Origin of the sequence: Curtobacterium sp. UCD-KPL2560 (genome assembly GCF_001705035.1) — a bacterium.
Taxonomy (GTDB): Bacteria; Actinomycetota; Actinomycetes; order Actinomycetales; family Microbacteriaceae; genus Curtobacterium.
Map to the genome: position 1 here is coordinate 15,016 of NZ_MCIG01000021.1, position 20,598 is coordinate 35,613.

Below are 20,598 nucleotides of genomic sequence, written 5' to 3' on the forward strand. Positions count from 1 at the left end.
GGGATACCGCCGTCCTGTACCGAGCGGTCGGTGGAGGAACCCCGGCGGTCAGACCCCTGTGGAGGAGGAAGCCGCCCGCTGCGCGAACGCGCTCTCGTACAGGCAGACCGAGGCGGCCGTGGCGAGGTTCATCGACTCGGCGCGACCGTAGATCGGCACCTTCACCGCGCGGTCCACGAGCGCCAGGTCCTCGTCGGTGAGCCCGCGGGCCTCGTTGCCGAAGACCCACGCGGTCGGGCCGTCGAGCATGCCGTCGGCGCGCACGTCGGGCAGGTCGTCCCCCGAGACGTCGGCAGCGAGCACGGTGTAGCCGAGGCCCTTCGCACGGGAGACCGCGTCGGCGAGCGTCACGCCGACCGACACCGGCACGTGGAACAGCGAGCCCGTCGTCGAGCGCACGACCTTCGGGTTGTACGGGTCGACGCTGCGGCCCGTGAGCACGACCGCGTCGGCACCGGCGGAGTCGGCGGCGCGGATGATGGTGCCCGCGTTCCCCGGGTCCCGCACCTCCTCGAGGATGGCGACCAGACCGGGCAGGGCGCCCGACGCGGCGGACGCGCCACGGGCCTCCTGGTCGGCACCGGCGTCGCCGGCCGCGGCGCCCGCGCGGTCCGGGAAGACGTCCTTCACCGACGTCGGGAACTGCTGGCAGACCGCGACGACCCCCTGCGGCGTGACCGTGTCGGCCATCGCGTCGAGGACCTGCTCGGTCACGAACCAGGTGTCCACCGGCGCGTCGTCGAGGGCGTACCGTGCCGCCGCCGTCGGCGTCACGTACAGCTCGCGGAGCATCTCCGGGCGGGACGCGATCGCCTCGCGGACGGCCTGCGGGCCCTCGAGCAGGAACAGCCCGGTGTCGGCCCGGACGTCCTTCTTCGCCAGTGCTGCCACGGCCTTGACGCGGCCGGCCTTGGGGTTCTCGAGGAGATCGCTCACACCGAGAGTCTAGGAACCCCCACGCGGTCACGGCGACGCCCAGGCCACCTCCGGGACGGGGACACCCCGGCGCGGACACGACGACGCCCCCGTCCCACGGAGGGGACGGGGGCGTCGGCAGCAGTCGGTCGGACTACGCAGCCTTGGGGGCCGAGGTGTCGGCCGGCAGGGCGTTCTTGGCGGTCTCGACGAGCGCCGCGAAGGTCTCGGGGTTGTTCACCGCGAGGTCCGCGAGGATGCGACGGTCGACCTCGACGCCGGCCAGGCCGAGGCCCTGGATGAGGCGGTTGTAGGTCAGGCCGTTCGCACGGGACGCAGCGTTGATGCGCTGGATCCAGAGGCGACGGAACTCGCCCTTCTTGGCGTGACGGTCGCGGTACGCGTAGACGAGGGAGTGGGTGACCTGCTCCTTGGCCTTGCGGTACAGACGCGAACGCTGGCCGCGGTAGCCCTCGGCGCGCTCGAGGATGACGCGGCGCTTCTTGGCGGCGTTGACCGCTCTCTTTACTCGTGCCATTGCAGTGTTCCTTTACGAATCCGGGGGCTCAGTGGCCGAGGAGCTTCTTGACGTTCTTGGCGTCGGCCTTCGACAGGACCTGGTCCTCGTTGAGGCGTGCCTTGCGCTTGGCAGACTTGACCTCGAGGTTGTGACGCATACCGGCCTGCTGCTTCATGATCTTGCCGCTGCCGGTGACCTTGAAGCGCTTCTTCGACCCGGAGTGGGTCTTCTGCTTGGGCATGGTGGTGCCTTTCCGTGGGGTGGGATGGGGGCCGCGCCGTTGCGGTCGGGAGGACTGCGCGGGATCGGTCCGGGAGGACCTATTCGGCGGGAGCGGCTGCCGGTGCGGTCTCGGTGTCCGACTCGTCGGACTCCTTGCCCTTCGCGGCGTGCTCCGTGGCGCGACGTTCGGCCTTCTGTGCAGCACGCTTGGCGTTCTGCTCGCCCTTGACGTCGGACTTGTTCTTGAGGGGGGCGATGATCATCGTCATGTTGCGGCCGTCCTGGGTCGGACGCGACTCGACGACGCCGAACTCGGCGATCTCCTCGGCGAACTTCTGGAGGAGACGGACACCCTGCTCCGGACGCGACTGCTCGCGACCACGGAAGAGGATCATCGCCTTCACCTTGTCGCCGCCGAGGAGGAAGCCCTCGGCACGCTTGCGCTTGGTCTCGTAGTCGTGCACGTCGATCTTCAGGCGGAACCGGACCTCTTTCAGGTCGGTGTTCACCTGGTTGCGACGGGCTTCCTTGGCCTTCTGCGCAGCCTCGTACTTGAACTTGCCGTAGTCCATGATCTTGGCCACGGGCGGCTTCGAGTTCGGGGCGACCTCGACCAGATCCAGTTCGGCTTCCTGCGCGAGACGCAGGGCCATGGCGATCGGGACAACGCCGACCTGCTCACCCTGGGGGCCGACGAGTCGGACCTCGGGAACGCGGATTCGGTCGTTGGTGCGGGGATCGGTGATGCGGAGCTCCTTCAATCAGGTGGTGGTCGTTCGGGGCTGTTGCCCTGGACGACGGCACGAGAGAGGAGATCTGACGCTCGGATCGGGACCCGTTCGGCAGCCGCCCGACGTCGGACCCGGGAGGTCCGGCCTGTCGCGGTGCGGCACGGTGGTGCTGCACGCCCGACGGAGCGGTTGGGACCCGGTAGCCTGTGGTGCACGGCCGCGGGTGGGAGAGACTCCTCTTCTACGACACCGTTCGACTGCTCCGGAACGAGTTCCGAGGCGCGCGGACAGTGTCTGCCGTCGGCGAGTCTAGCAGAGGAGCACCGTGACCGACACCCCACCCACCGAGGACGCCGGAGCCGCCGAGGCGCGCGACATCGCGGAGGTCCCCGCGGTCGAGCTCATCAACACCGTGGCGGTGCACCTGCTCAGCGCGGCGGCCGTCAAGGTCGGGCTCGCGGACGACCCCGAGTCGCAGACCGACCTGGACGAGGCACGCAAGCTCATCACCGCCCTCGCCGGGCTCGTGACCGGGGCGGCGACGGAGATCGGCGACCAGCACGCCCGCCCGCTCCGCGACGGCCTGCGCTCGGTCCAGCTCGCCTTCCGCGAGGCGTCGAGCATCCCGGACGCACCCGGCAAGGGTCCCGGCGAGAAGTTCACCGGCCCCGTGAACTGACGCGTCCGCCACGGACGACGGACGGGAGGCGCGGTGCCGGCTGGCACCGCGCCTCCCGTCCGTCCGTGGTGCGGACCGCAGGACGCGGGACGGACCGGATCCGGACCTCCCGTCCGCCACGCGGTGCGGACCGCGGAGCGCTGATCGGACCGGACGCGGGCTTCCCAGCCGACCGCCGTGGTTGCAGCGACCGGCGCGTCGACCTCAGTCGGCGCTGCGCGCCGCGAGCCGCGCCACCGCCGCGAGCGGGATCCCGGCCCAGTCCGGGCGGTTCCGCGTCTCGTAGACCACCTCGTACACGGCCTTGTCGAGCTCGAACGCGTCGAGCAGCTCGCGGTGGGTGCGCAGGTCCGCGCCGGTCCCCCGCTGGTAGCCGTCGAGGAACGCCGCACGCGCCTGGCGCGACCACACGCCGGCGTCGACGAACGGCTGGTCGTGGGCGAGTGCCCCGGCGACGTAGTCGAACGAGCGCAGCATGCCCGCGACGTCGCGCAGCGTGACGTCGGGCAGCGTGCGCTCGGCGAGCGGGCGGAGCGGCTCGCCCTCGAAGTCGAGGAACACCCACCCGCGCGGCTCGGGGGCGGCGAGCACCTGCCCGAGGTGCAGGTCGCCGTGGATGCGCTGCAGGTCCGGCCAGTGCGCGGCGCCGGCCCGCTCGTAGACCCTCCGGATCGCCGCGACGTGCGGCTCGATGGTCGGGGCCTCGCGGACCGCGGCGTCGAGCCGGGCGTGCATGGTCGCGAGGGCGGTGGCGCGCCGGTCCTCGTCGGCGGGCTCGGTGGGCAGCGCACCGGCGAGCGTGCGGTGCACCTCGGCCAGGGCCTCGCCGAGCCGTGTGGCGGGTTCCTCCCACGCGGTGCCGTCGCGGGCGTCACGGAGCGCGACCCGCCAGGCGTCGTCGAGACCGGGCAGGAACTCCTGCGCGAAGGCGAGGTGCCCCTCAGCGGTACCGTCGGCCCGACCGGGGTCCGGCCAGGTCGCCCGGAGCGCGCCGTACACCGCCGGGACGCGGTCGCTGCCGGCGGCGGAGAGCGCGAGCTGCGTCGTCACGTCGGGGTTGTCGCCGTGGTGCAGGACGCGGAAGACCTTGACGATGACCTGCGCGCCGTCGGCGGTGTCGCAGATGACCGAGGTGTTCGACTGCTCGCCGGACAGGACGCGGGAGGCCGTGACCTCGCCGATCGGGCGGAGGCTGTCGGGGTCGGCGTCGATCCGGGCCGCCAAGGCCTGCACCCACGCGGTGTCGGTGGTGCCGTCGACGGGCTCGTCGTCGACCGTGCCGCTGACGGGTACCTGGTACAGGACGGGTCCGGTCGGGGCGTCGTCGAGGACGAGCCGCGTGCCGTCGGTCTCGGCCACGGTGCGGAGTGCCGGGGTCCCGCCCTTCGCGGCGTACCAGCGCTGCCGGGCGATCCAGCCCTCGAGCGTGCGGTCGGTGACCTGGACGGGTGCATCGGCGCTCATGCGGTCGAACCTACGCGCGGGGGCTGTGGTGCGTCCCGGCCGGTCGTCACCCGGCCGCCGCGGGTCTTTACAACGATGTAGGTGACGGCGACGATGGAGGCATGAGCTCGCTCGACGGCACCGTCGCCGCCCCCGCACCGTCCCCCGCCGCCCCGTCCTCCGGCGTCCCGTCCGTCGGCGGCCCGTCCGTCGGCGGCCCGTCGTCCGGCGCCCCGCACGGCGCCGCCGGACTGCCGGTCGCGTCCGAGCAGGACGGCACGTACCCCCGCCCGCAGATGCTCCGCCGGCACTGGGCCGACCTCGACGGCACGTGGTCGTTCCGCAACACCGGGGACGACCCCGCGTGGCGGCAGGGCTTCCCGGACGCACGCGACATCACCGTGCCGTTCCCGCCCGAGTCCGTCGCGTCGGGGATCGACGAGCCGGGCTTCCACCCCGTCGTCTGGTACGCCCGACCGCTCACCCGCGCGGACCTCGACGCCGCCGGCTTCCGGGCGGAGGGTGCCGACCGCCTCCTGCTGCACTTCGGCGCCGTCGACCACCGGGCCCGGGTCTGGGTCGACGGACAGTTCGTCGGCGAGCACGAGGGCGGGCACACCCCGTTCGTGTTCGACGTCACCGAGCACCTGGCCGGCGACCCGGACGCCGAGCACCTGCTCGTGGTCCGCGCCGAGGACGACCCGCACGACGCCACGCAGCCGCGCGGCAAGCAGGACTGGCACGAGGACCCGCACGTCATCTGGTACCGGCGCACCACGGGCATCTGGCAGACCGTGTGGCTCGAGGCGGTGCCGACGTGCGCGATCGGCGCGCTGCGGTGGACGAACGTCGACCACGCGACCGTCCGGCTGACCGTGCGGCTCTCCGGCGAGCGCCGGGGCGGCGAGCGGGTGCGGGTCGAGGCACGCTGGGAGGGCGAGGTCCTCGCGGTCGTCGAGACCCTGGTGCCCGACACCGCGCACGAGGTCGACGTCGTCCTGCCGCTCGCCCGGATGACGAACGGGCAGGCCGAGGACGAGCTGACGTGGAGCCCGGAGACCCCTCGGCTCGTCGACGCCACGGTCGCGCTGCTCCCCCGCGACGGCGCGGACCCCCTCGACGCGGTCTCGTCGTACTTCGGTGTCCGCACGGTCGGGATCGACGGCGGCGCCTTCCTGCTCAACGGCCGGTCCTACGACGTGCGGAGCGTGCTCAACCAGGGCTACTGGCCCGAGTCGCACCTGGCCGCCCCCTCGCGGGCGGCGCTGCGTCGCGAGGTCGAGCTCATCAAGGAGCTCGGCTTCACCGCCGCCCGCAACCACCAGAAGATCGAGGACCCGCGGTTCCTGTTCTGGGCGGACCGGCTCGGGCTGCTCGTCTGGGGCGAGGCACCCGGGGCGTACGCGTTCTCCCCGCTCGCGGCGCAGCGGCTCGTGCGCGAGTGGATGGACGCGGTCGAGCGGGACGCCTCGCACCCGTCGATCGTCACCTGGGTGCCCGCGAACGAGAGCTGGGGCGTGCAGCACATCGCGACCGACCCGGCGCAGCAAGCGTACGCCCGAGCCCTCGCCGACGTCACCCGCGCCCTCGACCCCACCCGCCCGGTGGTGTCGAACGACGGGTGGGAGCACGTCGACTCGGACCTGCTGACGGTGCACGACTACGAGGGCGACGGCACCCGGCTCGCCGCCACCTACGCCGACGACGCCGCGCGGACGGCGCTGCTCGGCGGTCGGGGCCCGGCCGACCGACGGATCCTGGTCGGCGGGGCGATCGACCGCGGCCAGCCCGTGATGCTGACGGAGTTCGGCGGCGTCGACTTCCAGCCGGACGCACCGCGGGAGGACGGCTGGGGCTACACCTCGGCGGTCGACGGCGACGACTGGGTCGCCCGGATCACCGCGCTGTACGACGGCGTGCGGGCGAGCAGCTTCCTGGCCGGCTCGTGCTGGACGCAGCTGACGGACACGCTGCAGGAGACGAACGGGCTGCTGCGCGCGGACCGAACGCCCAAGGTGCCGATCGAGCGGATCCGGCGGGCGGTCACGGGCGCCGCAGCCCCGGGCGGCGCGCACCCCCGGGCGGCGCGCACCCGCGGGCGTGCCGCGCCGGACTACTGCGCGAGGAAGCGGAGCACCGCCTCGTTCCACTCGTCGCGGTGCGACGCGAGCACCCCGTGCGGGCCACCCGCGATGAGGTGCGTCTGCGCGTCCGGGATCGCCTCGGCGGTGCGCTTGCCCGATGCCTCGAAGGGCACGATGCCGTCGGCGTCGCCGTGGATGACGAGCGTCGGGACGTCGACCTTCGTCAGGTCGTCACGGAAGTCCGTGGTCGCGAACGCCGTGGTGCAGTCGAGCGTGCCCTTCGGCGAGGCGAGCTCGGCGATCGCCAGGTCGTACGCGCGCTGGTCGGCGGACACGAGGGGCTCGCCGGAGTCCCCCGGCGTGTAGAACATGTCGACGAACTGGTGCAGGAACGCCGGGCGGTCGCCCGTGATGCCGTTCGCGAACCAGTCGGCGAGGTCCTGGTCGACCGCACCGTCCGGGTTGTCGTCCGACTTCCACAGGTACGGCGGCACGGCGCTCGCGAAGACGAGCCTCTTGATCTTCGCCGTCCCGTAGGTCGACACGTAGCGCGCGAGCTCGCCGCCACCCATCGAGAAGCCGATCAGGGTGACGTCCGACAGGCCCAGCTCGGTGATGAGCGTGTCGAGGTCGGCCGCGAAGGTGTCGTAGTCGTAGCCGCCCCACGGCTGCGAGGACTGGCCGAAGCCGCGACGGTCGTACGTGATGACGCGATGGCCGGCCTCGACGAGCGCGGGGACCTGGCCCTCCCACGAGCGGCCGGACAGCGGCCAGCCGTGGATGAGCACGACGGGGTCGCCGGTGCCGAGGTCGTCGTAGTGCAGGTCGATGTCGTGGCCGTTCTCGGCGCCGACGGTGATGGTGGGCACGTGTGCTCCTCGTGTCTCGGTTGTTCCAGGGAGGTGCCCGATGCAACGCGCCGTTCCGGGGAGCCTCCTGGACACGGGCGGCGACCGGACAGGCCACGGGCCGCCCGGGGCGGTGGAGGTGGGAGGATCGGTCGGTGACCGACCTGGCGGAGCCGACCCGAGCCTCCCGGCCGGGTCTGCCGACCCGCGTCCGACGCGTGGTGACGAGCGTCCTGGAGGCGCGCCACAGCGGGTGGACCGCGCCCCTGGCCGTGTGGCTGGCCTCCCGCGTGGTCAGCACGGTCCTGCTCCTCGCCGTCTGGGGCACCGCGACCGCGAACGGCTGGCGGTTCGCGTCGTACCGTCGCGAGGGCACGTTCTGGTCGTTCCTCGGGTCCTGGGACGCGTCGGCCTACCGGACGATCGCCGAGCACGGCTACCCGACGACGCTGCCGACGGACGCCGCGGGGCACGTGCTGCCGAACCCGTGGGCGTTCCTGCCGGTGTTCCCCGCGCTCGCGCGGGCGGTGGAGCCCCTCGTCGGCGGGTCGTTCTGGGTGGCCGGGGTGCTCGTCGCGACGCTCGCCGGGGCGGGCGCGTGCGTCGTGCTGTACCGGCTGGTCGCCGCGGTCGCCGACGGGCGACGGGCCCGATGGGCGACGGCCCTGTTCGCGTTCGGCCCGACCGGGTTCCTGCTGCAGGTCGCCTACGCCGAGAGCACGTTCCTGCTGCTGCTGTTCGGTGCGCTGCTCGCCCTCGTGCGTCGGCGGTACTGGGTCGTGCTGCCGCTCGGGCTGGTGGCGGCGTTCACGAAGCCGGGGGTCCTCGCCCTCGCGGTGGCGCTCGCGGTGCACCTGGTCGTGCGGTGGCGGGTGGAACGGCGTGCGCTGCCCGTCCGCGACGTCGTGGCGGTCGTCGTCGCAGGCCTGGTGACCGCGACGGCCGGGCTCGCGTGGCCGTTCGTGGCCTCCGCGGCGACGGGACGGCCGGACGCGTACCTCGAGACCGAGCTGTCGTGGTGGGTCGGGTTCGTCGGGCGGCAGCACTTCGCGCCGCTGACGCCGTGGTTCACGATGGCGGGGACGTGGCTCGGGCCGGCCGGGATCGTCCTCGTGGTGGTCGTGCTCGCGGGGGCGGTGTGGTTCTGGACCCGCCGGGGCGTCCGTGCGCTCGGGGTCGAGGTCGTGTCGTTCACGGCTGCGTACGCGCTGTACCTCGTCGCGGTGTTCCTGCCGCAGCAGAGCCTGCCGCGGCTCCTGATGCCGACGGCACCGCTGTTCGCGGCCGATGCGTTCACGGGGACGCGGCGGCGGGCGGTGTCGTGGCTCGTGGCGGGGGTGTGCCTGCAGGCGGTCGCGGTCGTGCTGCTGTGGTTCCTCGGGTACCCCTGAGCGCTGCTGGGTCCTGAACGCGTCGTTGCGCGGCCGCGCGCGCGTGGTGTCAGGTGCATCTGCACAACAGAAGGCACCTCGCGCCACGAGATTGCGTGGCGCGAGGTGCTCCCGGTTGTGCGGAGGTCGGCACGGGCGCCGGCCGGCACCGGCGCCGGCCGACCCGACCGGCCGGCCGCCGCCTGCGCCGTTGGCGACGGCTACGCGTCGAAGGTGTGGAACCAGGCGGTGCCGCCCGGGTGCTGCACGGTGATCATCTCGTCGAGGTCGCGGTACGGGCCGTCCTGGTTGTGGCTCGCCGACTTGATGCGCACGGTGCCGTCCGGCTCGGTGAAGACCTCGGACACGATCGTCACGTGGTCGGGCGACCGGTTGGCGTTCCAGTCGTAGAACACGATGTCGCCGACCTTGACCTTGCTCCGCTCGTCGAGCGACCGCCGGGTGAGGCCGAACGTCGCCGCGTTCGCGGTGAGCCACGGGTCCATCGCCGGGCAGTACGTCCACGTGGCCGAGTGCTGCGCGCCACCGGCCCGGTTGTACCAGTCGGAACGCTGCTTCCACCCGCGGGCGATCAGCGTCTGGCTGACGAAGTTCGCGCAGTCGCCGCCGATCGGGTTCATGGTGCCGTACTCGGCGAGGTTGTAGTCCTCCCAGTGCGCCATCGCGTACTCGAGCTGCCGGTCGACGGCGGTGAGGGCCGCGTAGGTCAGCGAGCTCGTGGCGACCGCGGCCGAGGCGTCGGGGACGGCCGCGGCGGTCGGCGTCGGGGTGGCGCTCGCACCGCCCTGCACCGAGCCGGACTGGCCGTCGTTCGCGGCGCTGCCGTTGCCGTCGGACATCCGGTTCGCCGACGGGACCGGGGCGATCGCCTCGGTGAAGAGCGCGACCGGTGCGGCGCCGGCCGTGTACATCGCCTGGTGCGGGGCCGTGAAGGTGACCTTCGTCGCGGTGGCCTCGACGTCGCGCGCGGGGACCCCGCCGACCGTGACCCCGCGGACCGCTGCCAGGCCGGTCCCGGCGACGGTGACGCGGACGCCCCCGGCGAGCGGGACCTGCGCGGGCTGGACGCCCGAGGCGGTGGCCCGGGCCCGTCCGCTGCCGGGCGCGGTCGACGCGGCACCGGACGGGCCGTCGGACGACTCCGCATCGCCCCCGTCCCGCGAGCACGCCGCCACGGCGAGACCGACACCGGCGACGCCGACGAGCGACAAGAGGGAACGACGCGTGAACGAGGAAGTCATGACCTGTCCAGGGTAGGCGACGGTGGGGCAGGATCACTGGCAGCAACCCGCTCACCACCGGAAGGATCAGACACCATGCCCGAGAGCCACGACTTCTTCGTCGCCGCCGACCCCGAGTCCACCCGAGCCCGCGTCCGCGACGCACTCGTCCGCGAGGGCTACTCCGTCGCCGACGGCGACCAGGGCACGCTGCTCGCCACCCGGGGGAGCCTCGGCCTGACGCTGCTCATCGGCGGCCTGGCGAACGACCGCACGTTCCACACCCGCCTCGACGTGCAGGTGATGGTCACGCCCGAGGGCTCGACCGTCGCCCGGCTCATCCGCGGGTCCGGCAAGTCGGCGCTCAAGGGCGGTGCGATCGGGATCGCCCGGGGCAACCGCGCCTTCGAGCAAGCGGCGAACGCCATCCACGCGGAGCTGAGCCAGGCGGGCGTGCTGACGAACAGCGTCGCGAGCTGACCCACGGGTCCGCTCCCGCCCGGACGGCGGACCCGGCAACGACGAAGGCCACCCCGCGGGGTGGCCTTCGTCGTGCTGCTTGGTGGAGCTAAGGGGATTCGAACCCCTGACCTTCTCATTGCGAACGAGACGCGCTACCAACTGCGCCATAGCCCCAAGTGCTCGACCACACTAGCACCACGGAGCGCGCGAACCGAAATCCACACCGCCCGTCCGGGCGTGCCGCGGGACGGCGGGCAGGCCGGGACGGCGGGCAGGTCGGGACGGCAGGGAGGTCCGGACGGCTCAGACCGCGCGACGGCGGCGCATGATCGCGTCGAGGTCGGCCTGCGGCAGCGCGTCCTCGTCGATCACGCCCATGCCCGCCCACCGGCTCGGGGCGGCCGGCGGCTCCGGTGCCGTGGCGGCACCGGTCGCGGCAGTGGGGGTCGCGGTCTGTTCCCCGGACGGCGCACGCAGCCCGAGCCGCTCCGCGAGGCGCCCCTGGTCGTGCGCGGAGAGCGACGCGACGGCCTCCTCGACGTCCGGGCGCATGGGCGACACCCGGGCGAGCGTCGGGTCGGCCTCGGCGGCGCGGATCGCGGCCGCCTCGGCCTCGGCCGCCGCCTTCGCCTCGGCGACGCGCTCACGGAGCCGCGCGGCGAGCTCGGCCGAGGACTCCGGCGAGGGCGCCGGTGCCGCGGGCCGCTCGACGTACAGCGGCTTCGGCACACCGGCCGGCGTCCAGCTGCGGTCGCGCGCGGCCTCGGCGGGTTGCTCGGTGGACAGGGGCGGCGCCGGGTCCGTCCACGTCGACGTCGGACGGGAGGCGCGGCTCACCTTCGCAGCGCCGGCTGCGGCCCGCGCCTTCCGCGCATGGGCGACCTGGTGCAGCTGCGCGAGGACCGCTGCGGACCCGCCCGCGGCGAGCAGCCCGGCGACCCCGAGGAGCCAGAGCGCGGGTGCGGCGACGAACACGACGAGCGCCACGACGACCCCCACGGCACCGAACAGGGTCGCGCCGAGCCGGGAGCGGCGCATCCGCCGGGCGGTCAGCGCGGGGACGGACGACACCCGCTCGAGCTGGGGCTGCTGCTCGGCCAGGCGGCGGGTGATCTCCCGCTGCCGGGCGGCCTCGTGCGCCCGGACGATGGCGGCGCGCTTCGCCTCCTCGGACCGGGCGACGCGCTGCGCCTCGGCGAGGGACTTCGCGTTCATCTCGATGCGGACCTCGTCCGGCAGCTCGGCGGTCTGCGCGAGGATGCGGAGGGTCTGCTGCAGTCGGATGGCGTTGCGCTCGGTGGCGAGGTACTGCCGACGGGCCGCCCACGAGGGCATCAGGTAGACGACCCAGAGCACGGCCGCGATGAGCAGGACGATGCCGCCGCCCCAGGAGCCGATACCTGCCATGGGGACACGGTAGGGGTGCGGGTTCCCCCGTCGGGTGATTGCCGGTCGCGTGTTGCGCGAGTCGCGACCGAACCGGCGGTGGTGGGGCGCGCCTCCCGGCCGTCACCGGCACGTCGGGACGGGTCGCGCCCTGCGGAGCGTCAGCCGATGCGGGGTCGCGTGTCCAGCGGCACGGCCGCCTCGTCGCGTGCGGCGAGCGGCACGCTGCCGGCCCCGGCCGGGACGCGTCCGGCGACCCAGCGGTCGAGGACGCCCTCGCGGACCTCCTCGGCGACGAGGGCGAAGCAGAAGTGGTCGCGCCAGTCGCCGTTGATGTGGATGTAGCGCCGACGGAGGCCCTCGTAGCGGAAGCCGAGCTTCTCGACGACCCGCAGGCTCGGCGCGTTCTCCGGACGGATGCAGATCTCGATCCGGTGGATCCCGACGACCCGGAAGCAGTGGTCGACCGCGAGCGCGACCGCGATCGGGGTGACGTTGTGGCCCGCGGCGCCCTCGACGACCCAGTAGCCGATCGAGGCACTGGCGAGCGAGCCGTAGCTGATTCCGGAGACGTTGAGCTGCCCGACGAAGCGACCGTCGAGCTCCATCGCGAACGGCAGCCCGAGGCCGGCGCGGGCGTTGGCCTGCAGCGCGCGGATGCTGCCGCGGACGTCGGTCGCGACGTGGCCGGAGGGGTTCGTGGCCTCCCACGTGCGGAGCCACGAGCGGTTCGACGCGAGCGCGACGTCGAGGTCGCGGGTGTCACGGAGGCGGAGGGGCCGGATGGTGACCCGCCCGTGGGACAGGGTCGGGATCGTCGTCATCGCTGTGGTTCCTCCGGTGCCCGGTGGTCGGCCGGGCGGATGCACGAACGGGCCCGGGGAGTCCCCGGACCCGTTCGCGACGGGGTCGGTTATTCGCCCGCGTTGAACTCCTTGAGCCACGCCTTGAGGTCGGGGCCGAGGTCATCGCGGTCCGAGGCGAGCTGCACGATCGCCTTGATGTAGTCGAGTTTGTCACCGGTGTCGTACCGACGTCCACGGAAGACGACGCCGTACACGCCACCCGTCCATTCCTCGGCGCCCGCCATCTTCATGAGCGCGTCGGTGAGCTGGATCTCGCCGCCCTTGCCCGGCTCCTGCTTCTCGAGGACGTCGAAGACCTCGGGGCGGATGACGTAGCGGCCGATGATGGCCAGGTTCGAGGGCGCCTCGCCCTGCGGCGGCTTCTCGACGAGGCCGGTGATCTTCACGACGTCGTCGGTGTCGGTCTCCTCGACCGTGGCGATGCCGTACATGTGGGTCTGTGCCGCGGGGACCTCGAGGAGCGCGACGACCGTGGCGTTCTTCTGGCCCTGGACCTCGATCATGCGCTGGAGCAGCGGGTCACGCGCGTCGATGATGTCGTCACCGAGGAGCACGGCGAACGGCTCGCGGCCGACGTGCATCTTCGCGCGGAGCACCGCGTGGCCGAGGCCCAGCGGGTCTCCCTGGCGGACGTAGTGCATGTCGGCGAGGTCGGTCGACTGGTTGACCTTCTGGAGCTTCTCGTGGTCGCCCTTCTTCTTGAGGGTCTCCTCGAGCTCGGCGACGTGGTCGAAGTGGTTCTCGAGCGCGTTCTTGTTGCGGCCGGTGATCATGAGGACGTCGGTGAGACCGGCACCGACGGCCTCCTCGACCACGTACTGGATCGCCGGCTTGTCGACGACCGGCAGCATCTCCTTCGGCATCGCCTTGGTGGCGGGGAGGAAGCGCGTGCCCAGCCCAGCGGCCGGGATCACCGCCTTGGAAATCTGGAAGCCCATGTCCAGGAACCTATCGGACCGGCCCTGATCAGGCATGTCGTCTCATCGGAGGACACGGGATCCCCCGGAGCACGGCGGGAAGCCGCAACCGGAGCGCTCGCTAGACTCACCGCCATGACCGCCGACCTCGGGAACGAGAAGCGTGCCCTGCGAGCCGAGCTCCGGCAGCGCCGGCGCACCCGGACCACGACGGAGCGCGACGCGGAGCGCGCGGCCCTGACGACGACGCTGCAGCGCTTCGTCGAGGAACGCCAGGTCCGTTCGATCGCCCTCTACCTGTCGGCGCCCGACGAGCCCGACGTCCGGCCCTTCCTGACCTGGGCGCACGAGCAGGGCGTCCGGGTCCTGCTGCCGGTCACCCGCGAGGACGGCCTGCTCGACTGGGCGGTCGGCGACGGCGTGACCGAACGCGAGGGCCTGCACGGTATGCCCGAGGTGGTCGGCGAGGTGCTGTCCCCGCTCGCGCTCGGCGACGTGGACGCGATCCTCGCACCGGCCGCGGCGGTCGGCCACGACGGCTGCCGGATGGGCTGGGGCCGGGGCTACTACGACAAGACGCTCGGGTCCATGGCGAACCGGCCGCCCGTCTATGCTGTGATCTTCGACGCGGAGTACCTCGACGAGGTCCCGCGCGAGGCCCACGACGAACCCGTCGACGGCATCATCACGCCGTCGCGCATCATCACCTTCCGGAGCTAGGGTGCCCACCTACTCGTACCGCTGCACCGCCTGCGACAACGCCTTCGACATCAAGCAGTCGTTCTCCGACGCCACCCTCACCGAGTGCCCGGTGTGCGGCGGGCAGCTGCGCAAGGTCTTCTCGCCGGTGGGCGTGACCTTCAACGGCGGTGGCTTCTACCGCACCGACTCGCGCACGACGCCGAAGGAGTCCGGTTCGGCCGGCGGTTCGTCGTCCGGTTCGTCGTCGGAGGCGGGCTCGTCATCGGGTGGCTCGTCGTCCGGCGGCTCGTCGTCCGGCGGCTCGTCGTCGGCCGGCGGCTCGTCGTCGGGCGCGTCGAAGCCGGCGGCGTCCACGTCGTCGAAGCCCGCCGCTCCCGCGGGCTCCTGACCTCGCGGTCTGCTCCTCGGTAGGGTCGCAGGCGTCGCCGACCGGCGGCGGTCCGACCTTCGGAAGGAGAGTCCCGTGAAGGGGTTCAAGGAGTTCCTGCTCCGCGGCAACGTGATCGACCTCGCAGTCGCGGTCGTCATCGGTGCTGCGTTCACCGCCATCGTCACGGCGATCGTCACGAGCCTGATCAACCCGCTCATCGGTGCGGTGTTCAACGCGTCGAGCCTCGACAAGGCGCTCATCGTCGCGATCCCGACGACCTCGGGCGGCAGCGCGAAGCTGCTCTTCGGCGCGATCATCGGCGCCGTGCTCAACTTCGTCATCGTCGCGGCGGTCGTGTACTTCGCGCTCGTCCTGCCGGTGAACCACCTCCGGAAGGCCGCGTTCGAGCGGGTCAAGAACGACCAGGAGCAGACGCCGCAGGACGTCCCGCCGACCGACGTCGAGGTCCTGCTCGAGATCCGCGACCTGCTCCGGTCGCAGAACGGCGGCGCGGTCGGGACGGGTGGCGGTGCGCACATCGCGCCGTCGACCGCTCCCGAGGGCCCGGGGATCAGCGGCACGACGAAGCTGTAGCGCGCGGCGCGGTCGCGGTCGCGGTCGCGGTCGCGCGCGCTCGCGGCCGCGCGCGACCGCTCGCGACCGCTCGCGCTCGCACTTCGCACAACCAGAAGCCGTTCGCACCACGGGAATCCGTGGTGCGAACGGCTTTCCGTTGTGCGCGAGCACGTCGCGCCGGGTCGCGACCCGCGTCGGCAGCGGCGGGACGGTGACGGCGACGGCGACGGGCAGCAGCGGCCCGCGGGCCGTCCCCAGCGGCGCGCACGTCGCGAGCGGCCGGACCGCCGGGCCCTCAGGCCGTGCGGGTCGCCAGGCGGTGCTTCGCGGACAGCGCCCGGACGTACTGCACGCCCGCGACCACGTGCCCGACGGTCCCGGCCCACACGAACACGAGGGCGAGGATCCGCACCCAGTCGTGGTCGGCCGCGAACGACGTCGACGAGAACAGCAGCAGCGGCAGGCCGACGAACAGCAGCGCGGACCGGATCTTGCCCGTCCAGGTCACGTCGAGGTCGGGGTCGCCGCGGAACCACAGCCCGGACAGCAGCGCCAGCACCGCGTCGACGAGGACGATGATCGCGACGCTCGGCCACGGCAGCAGCCCGACGAGCACGAGCGACAGCACGATCGCGATGATCGCCAGCCGGTCGGCGATGGGGTCGAGGGCCTTGCCGAGCTTGGACCCCTGGTCGAACTTGCGGGCGATGAACCCGTCCGCCCAGTCGCTCACCCCGAGGACGACGAGCGTCACGAGCGCCCACCCCGAGTGGTGGGCGACCACGAGCCCGATGAACACGGGGATCAGCAGGAAGCGGACCACCGTGATCAGGTTGGGCCACGTCTGCCAGTCGGGGCGCTCCCGCACGGTGTTCGTCATCGCGTGCCAGGCTACCCGGCTCACCAGTGCGGCGGGACGTCGCGGAGGAGCTGGTCGTCGTTCTCCCCCGCGCGGTGCCGCGGCGGCTCCGGTGCGGGAGCCGGGTCGCTGCCCGGCACCGGCTGGGTGGTGACCCGCCTGCGGGGCCGGGTCGCGCCTCCCGGCCGGCCGTCGACCTGCGGTCCGTCAGCCGCATCCGGGACGGGAGGCGCTGCCTCCGTCGCGTCGTCGGCCTGCGGTCCGCCAGCCGCACCCGGGACGGGAGGCGCGGCTGCGGTCGCGTCGTCGGCTCGCGTCCACGTGCCCACCAGCTGGTCCGTGCCCGGCGTCACCGGGCCCGCGACCCGCGCCGCGCGACGCGACCCGCGCCGCCGCTGCGCGCTGCGCTGCTGCCCGTCGCCGAGCTGCCCGTCGTCGAGCTGCCCGTCGCCGGGTGCTCCGTCGCCGTGCGTCCCGGTCACCGGCGAGCGGGGACCGGCGGGATCGAGATCTCCTGCGTGGCGCCACGGTCGACGCCGAGCACCGACGCCACGGTGTCCGCGACGCGGTCCGGGTCGGAGAACAGCTGGAACGCGTGCACGCGCACGTAGTGCCAGCCGAGACGCCGGAGCACCTCGGGCCGCAGGCGCAGCGTCTCGCGCAGCGAACCGCGGACGAGCGACGCGTCGGTCTCGATCGTGACGCAGACGCCGCCGTGCGCCGCGACGAGCCCGAGCTTGCCGCGGTGCCCGAGCGCGACCGGGATGCCGCGCATCTCGAGGCGTCGGGCCAGGTCGACGAGCAGCGGGTCGGAGTCGTCCGGCACGTACTCGGCGGTGGTGCGTGCCCGGACCTCGGCGAGGATCTCCGCGAGCGCGACGGTGCCGTGGCCCATCCGCTCGGCCTCGATGTCGGACGGCTGGAAGCACGTGACGATCACCATCGAGCGGCGGGCCCGGGTCATCGCGACCGCGAGCAGCCGCTCCCCGCCCGGCTTGCCGAGGGCACCGAAGTCGCGCAGGACCCGCCCGTGCGGGGTGCGGCCGTAGCCGATCGAGAACACGACGCGGTCGCGGCTCTGGGCGACCGACTGCTCGAGCGTCGCGACGATGAACGGTTCGGCGCGGTCGCCGATGACGAACTCGGTGAGGTCCTTGTGCCCCTGCGCCGCGGTCAGGACCGCCTGCTCGACGCGGACCGCGTGCTTCGCGGAGGCCGTGATGACCATGAGCGACTCGGTCGGCCGGGTGCGGGCGTGCTCCATCACGAGCCGGACGACGCGGTCCACCTCGGCGTCGACGCTCTCGACCGCTCCGGACTCGGGGTCCGGCACGGCCTTGCCGTCGCTGACGTAGTCGATCGCGATCGAGCCGTGGCCGAGGAACGACCCGGCCCACGGCAGCGACTCGATGCGACCGCCGTAGAAGCGGCGGTTCACGAGCTCGGCGAGGTCCTCGCCACCGGCACGGTACGACCGGGTCAGGGACAGCGTCGGGAGCAGCGTGGAGAGCTTCGCGAGCGCGGAGTCGGCGTGCAGCGCGTCGAGGGTGCCCTCGTCGACCTGGAGCGCACGGTGGTCGGGGTCGACCGCGATCCGGAACGGCGACGGCGTCTGCGTCACCGGGTCGCCGAACGCGACGGTCTGGCGGGCGCGGCGGACGGCTCCGACGGTCTCGGCGATCGTGACGGCCCCGGCGTCAACCAGGATCACGGTGTCGAACGGCATCGTGTCGGCGATCTCGGCGACCTCGTACGGCGAGGCGAGCCAGACCGGCGCGATCGACCGGGACAGGTGCGGCGCGGAGTCCTGCAGCAGGCGCGACGTGATCGCGCCCTCCTTGAGCTGCGTCTTCAGCGCGGCGGCCTCGTCCGGCCAGTCGACGAGCCCGACCTTCCAGTTCTCGGCGAGCTGCCACGCCAGGCCCTGGGAGACCCCGGCCGCGTGCGCGTCGTCGACGAGCCGGAAGTCGGCCTCGACCCGGTCGAGCATGTCGGTGTTGCCGCCGAGCAGCGCCCGGTCGGACTCGAGCATCGTCTCGAGGGCGGACTGCCACCACGCGAGCTCGAGCTCGGCGGGCACCTGGGTGTCCGGCACGTGGCGGTTGGCGAGGTCGGTGAACAGCGGCTCGAGCTGCAGGTCGCGCAGGGTCTGCATGAGCTCGGTGCGCTCCTGCAGGTTGTGCAGGACGTCGGAGTCCTCGGCCAGGCGCGCGACGGTCGGGACGAGCTCGTCGATCGGCAGGTTGGCCAGCTGGGACTCGCGGGAGGTGCGGCCGAGCGGCTCGTCCAGGCGCGCGAGGTCCTGCACGACGTTCGAGAACAGCACCTGCACGTCGCCGATGCCGGTGGGCACCTCGGGGTTCACGCCGGCGGCGACGTAGCGCTGCCAGAGGACGCGCTGCTGCTGCACACGGGTGAGCGCCTCGTGCAGGTCGGACACGTGCACGCCCGGGCGGACGTACTCGCGGGCGAGCTTCTTGAGCCGGCGGCGGTTCGTCGAGGACATCGGGGCGCCCTCGCCGCGCGGGGCGGTGGCGGCGACGAGCTCGGAGACGGACCGGTCGAACACGACCGGCAGGAAGCGGTCGAGGGTGTCGCGGATCTCGGTGAGCAGGCGGAGGTAGATGCCGAGCTCGTTGATCGTCGTGAACTGCCGCATGTGCGTCGAGGCGACGAGGTCCTGGGCGCGACGGAGCAGCGTCGGCAGTCCCTCGGCGTCGAGGTCCTGCGCGGTGCGGTGCGCACGCTGCGCCCCGTCGCTCGAGCCGAACTTCGCGCCGTACCAGGGCGAGTCGTCGGGGCCGTAGCGGAACTCGCCGAGGTTCGCGGCGCTGACCATCGTCTCGGCGACGCGCGAGCGCCCCTCGACCATGCTCGTCACCGAGGTCGCGGACAACCGGGCGGTCGTCGACGGCGGCACTGGCAGCAGCGACAGTCGGGACAGCTCGACCAGGCAGTCGAGCACCGACACCCGGAACTCCGGGTGCACGCGGGTCAGCGAGCCGCGGTAGTCCTTGAGCACCTTGCGGAGCCGGACCAGGGCGTCGTCGACCTCGCGGAGGTTCGGGCGCGACGCCTTCTCGTTGCGGGCGATCGCGCGGACGACGTCACGGCGGAGCGTCGAGGGCGTGACGGCGACGCCGGGCAGCTGCACCTCGGCGAAGCGTGCGGCGATCCCGCGCAGGGTCGCGCGGCGGGGGCTGACGACGAGGACGCGCTTGTTCGCGGCGACGAGGCCGCCGAGCGCGTTGACGATCGTCTGGGTGCCGCCGGTGCCCGGGAGGGTCTTCACGACGATCGAGTTGCCGGCCGTGATCTGCGCGATCACGTTCTCCTGCTCGTCGTCGGCGTCGAGCAGGAGCGTGTCGGTCTCGGGGCTGCGCTCGTCGGACGGGGTCTGCTCGACCGGGTGGTACGACTGCTCGACCTGCCACTTCGCGCTCGGGTTGCCGGCGAGGGCGTCGAGCACCGGGTGGGACAGGTCGCCCGTGTCCTCGACGAGGCCGTCGGCGACCTGGGCGAACGTCGAGACGACCAGGCGTGCGTGCACCGAGAAGCCCGGGATGTGCGCCGTGAGGCCACGGAGCCGGTCGATCACCGGGTTCGGTGTGAACGAGCCGTCCTGCTGGGCGAGCGCGACGAAGGACTGCGCGTCGAGGATGACGCCGTACTGCTCGTGCAGGGCGTCGGCGAGGCCGGGGTTGAGCACGGGCTCGCCGAGCAGCCGGACCTCGAAGTCACGGCCGTGGCGCCGGATCGCGAGCGGGCGGAGCAGCACCGGGCCGCGGAAGTGCTCGTCGCCGTGCTGCCAGTCGGCCATGCCGATGCCGAGCTTCACGGCGTCGATGCCGCGCACGGTGGCGAGCTCGGTGCCCTTCTCCTCGACGCGGGCCGCCGCGACGCGGGCGGCGCGGAGCGCCACCTCGTCGCGGATGAGGCTCGACAGCAGGGTGGTCTTGCCGGTGATGAACTGCGCGAGACCACCGGGGTGCGTGGTCGACAGCTCGATGCGTGCGCGCGGGTGGTCGCTGAAGTGGATCAGCGGGCTGGTGCCGCCGACCCCGGTCAGCTGCTTCCGCCAGGCGTCCCACGCGGGTTCGGCGGCGTTGCCGGCCTGGAGGCGCGGGTCGCCGAGGCTGATGGCCTGCGGACTCGTGAGCTGCAGCTCCGGTCGCAGGGTGCGGTCCGGTTCGTCCGTCACGGCGGTCTCTTCCTGCTGGTCCCGTCGGTCCCCTGCCGGTCCGCCGCTGCGCGGCTGTCCGCTCGTCGCGCGGTCGTCCCCCGACCGGTCGTCGGTGGCCGCGGCGCCGTCGCGGGCGGGGGCGTCGCCGTCCACGCCGCCCTCGTCGCCCCTCGTCCTGTCCGCTCGCCACACATCGGACACTGTAGGCGGAAGCGACCGGCGCG

19 protein-coding genes, 1 tRNA gene and 1 pseudogene are annotated in these 20,598 nt (G+C 73.1%); 7 read left to right on the plus strand and 14 right to left on the minus strand.

The window, feature by feature from the left end; genetic code table 11:
• Window positions 1-48: 48 nt before the first annotated feature.
• The 4 genes from BEP24_RS07275 to infC all read right to left on the minus strand — a co-directional run bounded on the left by BEP24_RS07275 (window position 49) and on the right by infC (window position 2,418).
• Entirely contained in the window at window positions 49-936 is an 888-nt protein-coding gene (locus tag BEP24_RS07275) for an RNA methyltransferase (RefSeq protein ID WP_065961868.1), read from the minus strand.
• A 133-nt stretch (window positions 937-1,069) separates the two neighbouring features.
• Window positions 1,070-1,453 carry a 50S ribosomal protein L20 gene (gene rplT, locus BEP24_RS07280; protein ID WP_065961870.1) on the minus strand — a complete coding sequence of 128 codons (384 nt, stop codon included), beginning with the start codon at window positions 1,451-1,453 and terminating at the stop codon, window positions 1,070-1,072.
• Window positions 1,454-1,481: 28 nt separating this feature from the next.
• Window positions 1,482-1,676, minus strand: a complete 195-nt coding sequence (rpmI, locus tag BEP24_RS07285; protein ID WP_065961871.1) for a 50S ribosomal protein L35 — start codon at window positions 1,674-1,676, stop codon at window positions 1,482-1,484.
• 79 nt (window positions 1,677-1,755) lie between these two features.
• Window positions 1,756-2,418: a translation initiation factor IF-3 gene (gene infC / locus BEP24_RS07290; RefSeq protein ID WP_065961872.1), complete on the minus strand. Its 663-nt coding sequence runs from the start codon at window positions 2,416-2,418 to the stop codon at window positions 1,756-1,758.
• Between the two features lie 295 nt (window positions 2,419-2,713).
• On the opposite strand from infC, the gene BEP24_RS07295 reads away from it, so the two are divergent.
• Window positions 2,714-3,067 (plus strand): DUF1844 domain-containing protein, encoded by a 354-nt coding sequence (locus BEP24_RS07295; RefSeq protein WP_065961874.1) that lies wholly within the window; start codon window positions 2,714-2,716, stop codon window positions 3,065-3,067.
• A gap of 204 nt (window positions 3,068-3,271) precedes the next feature.
• On the opposite strand, the gene BEP24_RS07300 is transcribed toward BEP24_RS07295, so the two are convergent.
• Window positions 3,272-4,531: a hypothetical protein gene (locus tag BEP24_RS07300; RefSeq protein WP_065961875.1), complete on the minus strand. Its 1,260-nt coding sequence runs from the start codon at window positions 4,529-4,531 to the stop codon at window positions 3,272-3,274.
• A gap of 275 nt (window positions 4,532-4,806) precedes the next feature.
• Here BEP24_RS07300 and BEP24_RS07305 point away from each other — a divergent pair.
• Window positions 4,807-6,120 (plus strand): annotated as a pseudogene (locus tag BEP24_RS07305) (glycoside hydrolase family 2 TIM barrel-domain containing protein); the annotation flags it as partial.
• Between the two features lie 503 nt (window positions 6,121-6,623).
• Here the strand turns inward: BEP24_RS07305 and BEP24_RS16530 are convergent.
• Complete coding sequence (locus tag BEP24_RS16530; protein WP_071285880.1) at window positions 6,624-7,463, minus strand: alpha/beta hydrolase; 840 nt, start codon at window positions 7,461-7,463, stop codon at window positions 6,624-6,626.
• 134 nt (window positions 7,464-7,597) lie between these two features.
• On the opposite strand from BEP24_RS16530, the gene BEP24_RS07310 reads away from it, so the two are divergent.
• A complete protein-coding gene (locus tag BEP24_RS07310) occupies window positions 7,598-8,833 on the plus strand; it encodes a hypothetical protein (RefSeq protein WP_171898749.1) in 1,236 nt (411 codons plus the stop codon).
• A gap of 200 nt (window positions 8,834-9,033) precedes the next feature.
• On the opposite strand, the gene BEP24_RS07315 is transcribed toward BEP24_RS07310, so the two are convergent.
• Window positions 9,034-10,074: an amidase domain-containing protein gene (locus BEP24_RS07315; protein ID WP_141693388.1), complete on the minus strand. Its 1,041-nt coding sequence runs from the start codon at window positions 10,072-10,074 to the stop codon at window positions 9,034-9,036.
• A gap of 75 nt (window positions 10,075-10,149) precedes the next feature.
• On the opposite strand from BEP24_RS07315, the gene BEP24_RS07320 reads away from it, so the two are divergent.
• Window positions 10,150-10,533, plus strand: a complete 384-nt coding sequence (locus BEP24_RS07320) for a hypothetical protein (RefSeq protein ID WP_065961880.1) — start codon at window positions 10,150-10,152, stop codon at window positions 10,531-10,533.
• A gap of 80 nt (window positions 10,534-10,613) precedes the next feature.
• On the opposite strand, the gene BEP24_RS07325 is transcribed toward BEP24_RS07320, so the two are convergent.
• From BEP24_RS07325 to galU, 4 genes are all read right to left on the minus strand, one after another.
• A tRNA-Ala gene (locus tag BEP24_RS07325) sits at window positions 10,614-10,689 on the minus strand.
• Window positions 10,690-10,818: 129 nt separating this feature from the next.
• Window positions 10,819-11,922, minus strand: coding sequence for a hypothetical protein (locus BEP24_RS07330; RefSeq protein WP_065961882.1), 1,104 nt, complete (start codon window positions 11,920-11,922; stop codon window positions 10,819-10,821).
• 140 nt (window positions 11,923-12,062) lie between these two features.
• On the minus strand, window positions 12,063-12,725 hold the full coding sequence (locus BEP24_RS07335; protein ID WP_065961883.1) for a GNAT family protein: 663 nt from the start codon (window positions 12,723-12,725) through the stop codon (window positions 12,063-12,065).
• Window positions 12,726-12,814: 89 nt separating this feature from the next.
• Window positions 12,815-13,705 carry a UTP--glucose-1-phosphate uridylyltransferase GalU gene (galU, locus tag BEP24_RS07340; RefSeq protein ID WP_065961884.1) on the minus strand — a complete coding sequence of 297 codons (891 nt, stop codon included), beginning with the start codon at window positions 13,703-13,705 and terminating at the stop codon, window positions 12,815-12,817.
• 114 nt (window positions 13,706-13,819) lie between these two features.
• Between galU and BEP24_RS07345 the strand changes: the two genes are divergently transcribed.
• From BEP24_RS07345 to mscL, 3 genes are all read left to right on the plus strand, one after another.
• Window positions 13,820-14,404, plus strand: a complete 585-nt coding sequence (locus tag BEP24_RS07345; RefSeq protein WP_065961886.1) for a 5-formyltetrahydrofolate cyclo-ligase — start codon at window positions 13,820-13,822, stop codon at window positions 14,402-14,404.
• Between the two features lies 1 nt (window position 14,405).
• Window positions 14,406-14,774, plus strand: a complete 369-nt coding sequence (locus tag BEP24_RS07350; RefSeq protein WP_065961888.1) for an FmdB family zinc ribbon protein — start codon at window positions 14,406-14,408, stop codon at window positions 14,772-14,774.
• Between the two features lie 75 nt (window positions 14,775-14,849).
• Entirely contained in the window at window positions 14,850-15,350 is a 501-nt protein-coding gene (gene mscL / locus BEP24_RS07355) for a large conductance mechanosensitive channel protein MscL (RefSeq protein WP_065961890.1), read from the plus strand.
• 277 nt (window positions 15,351-15,627) lie between these two features.
• Here the strand turns inward: mscL and BEP24_RS07360 are convergent, their stop codons facing one another.
• Genes BEP24_RS07360 through BEP24_RS07370 form a run of 3 tightly spaced genes read right to left on the minus strand, consistent with a single transcriptional unit; the run spans window position 15,628 to window position 20,527 of the window.
• Window positions 15,628-16,212: a CDP-alcohol phosphatidyltransferase family protein gene (locus BEP24_RS07360; protein WP_065961892.1), complete on the minus strand. Its 585-nt coding sequence runs from the start codon at window positions 16,210-16,212 to the stop codon at window positions 15,628-15,630.
• A gap of 20 nt (window positions 16,213-16,232) precedes the next feature.
• Window positions 16,233-16,673 (minus strand): hypothetical protein, encoded by a 441-nt coding sequence (locus BEP24_RS07365; protein ID WP_065961896.1) that lies wholly within the window; start codon window positions 16,671-16,673, stop codon window positions 16,233-16,235.
• Window positions 16,670-20,527, minus strand: a complete 3,858-nt coding sequence (locus BEP24_RS07370; protein WP_083230179.1) for an ATP-binding protein — start codon at window positions 20,525-20,527, stop codon at window positions 16,670-16,672. The genes BEP24_RS07365 and BEP24_RS07370 overlap by 4 nt, the downstream gene beginning before the upstream one ends.
• Between the last annotated feature and the right edge of the window lie 71 nt (window positions 20,528-20,598).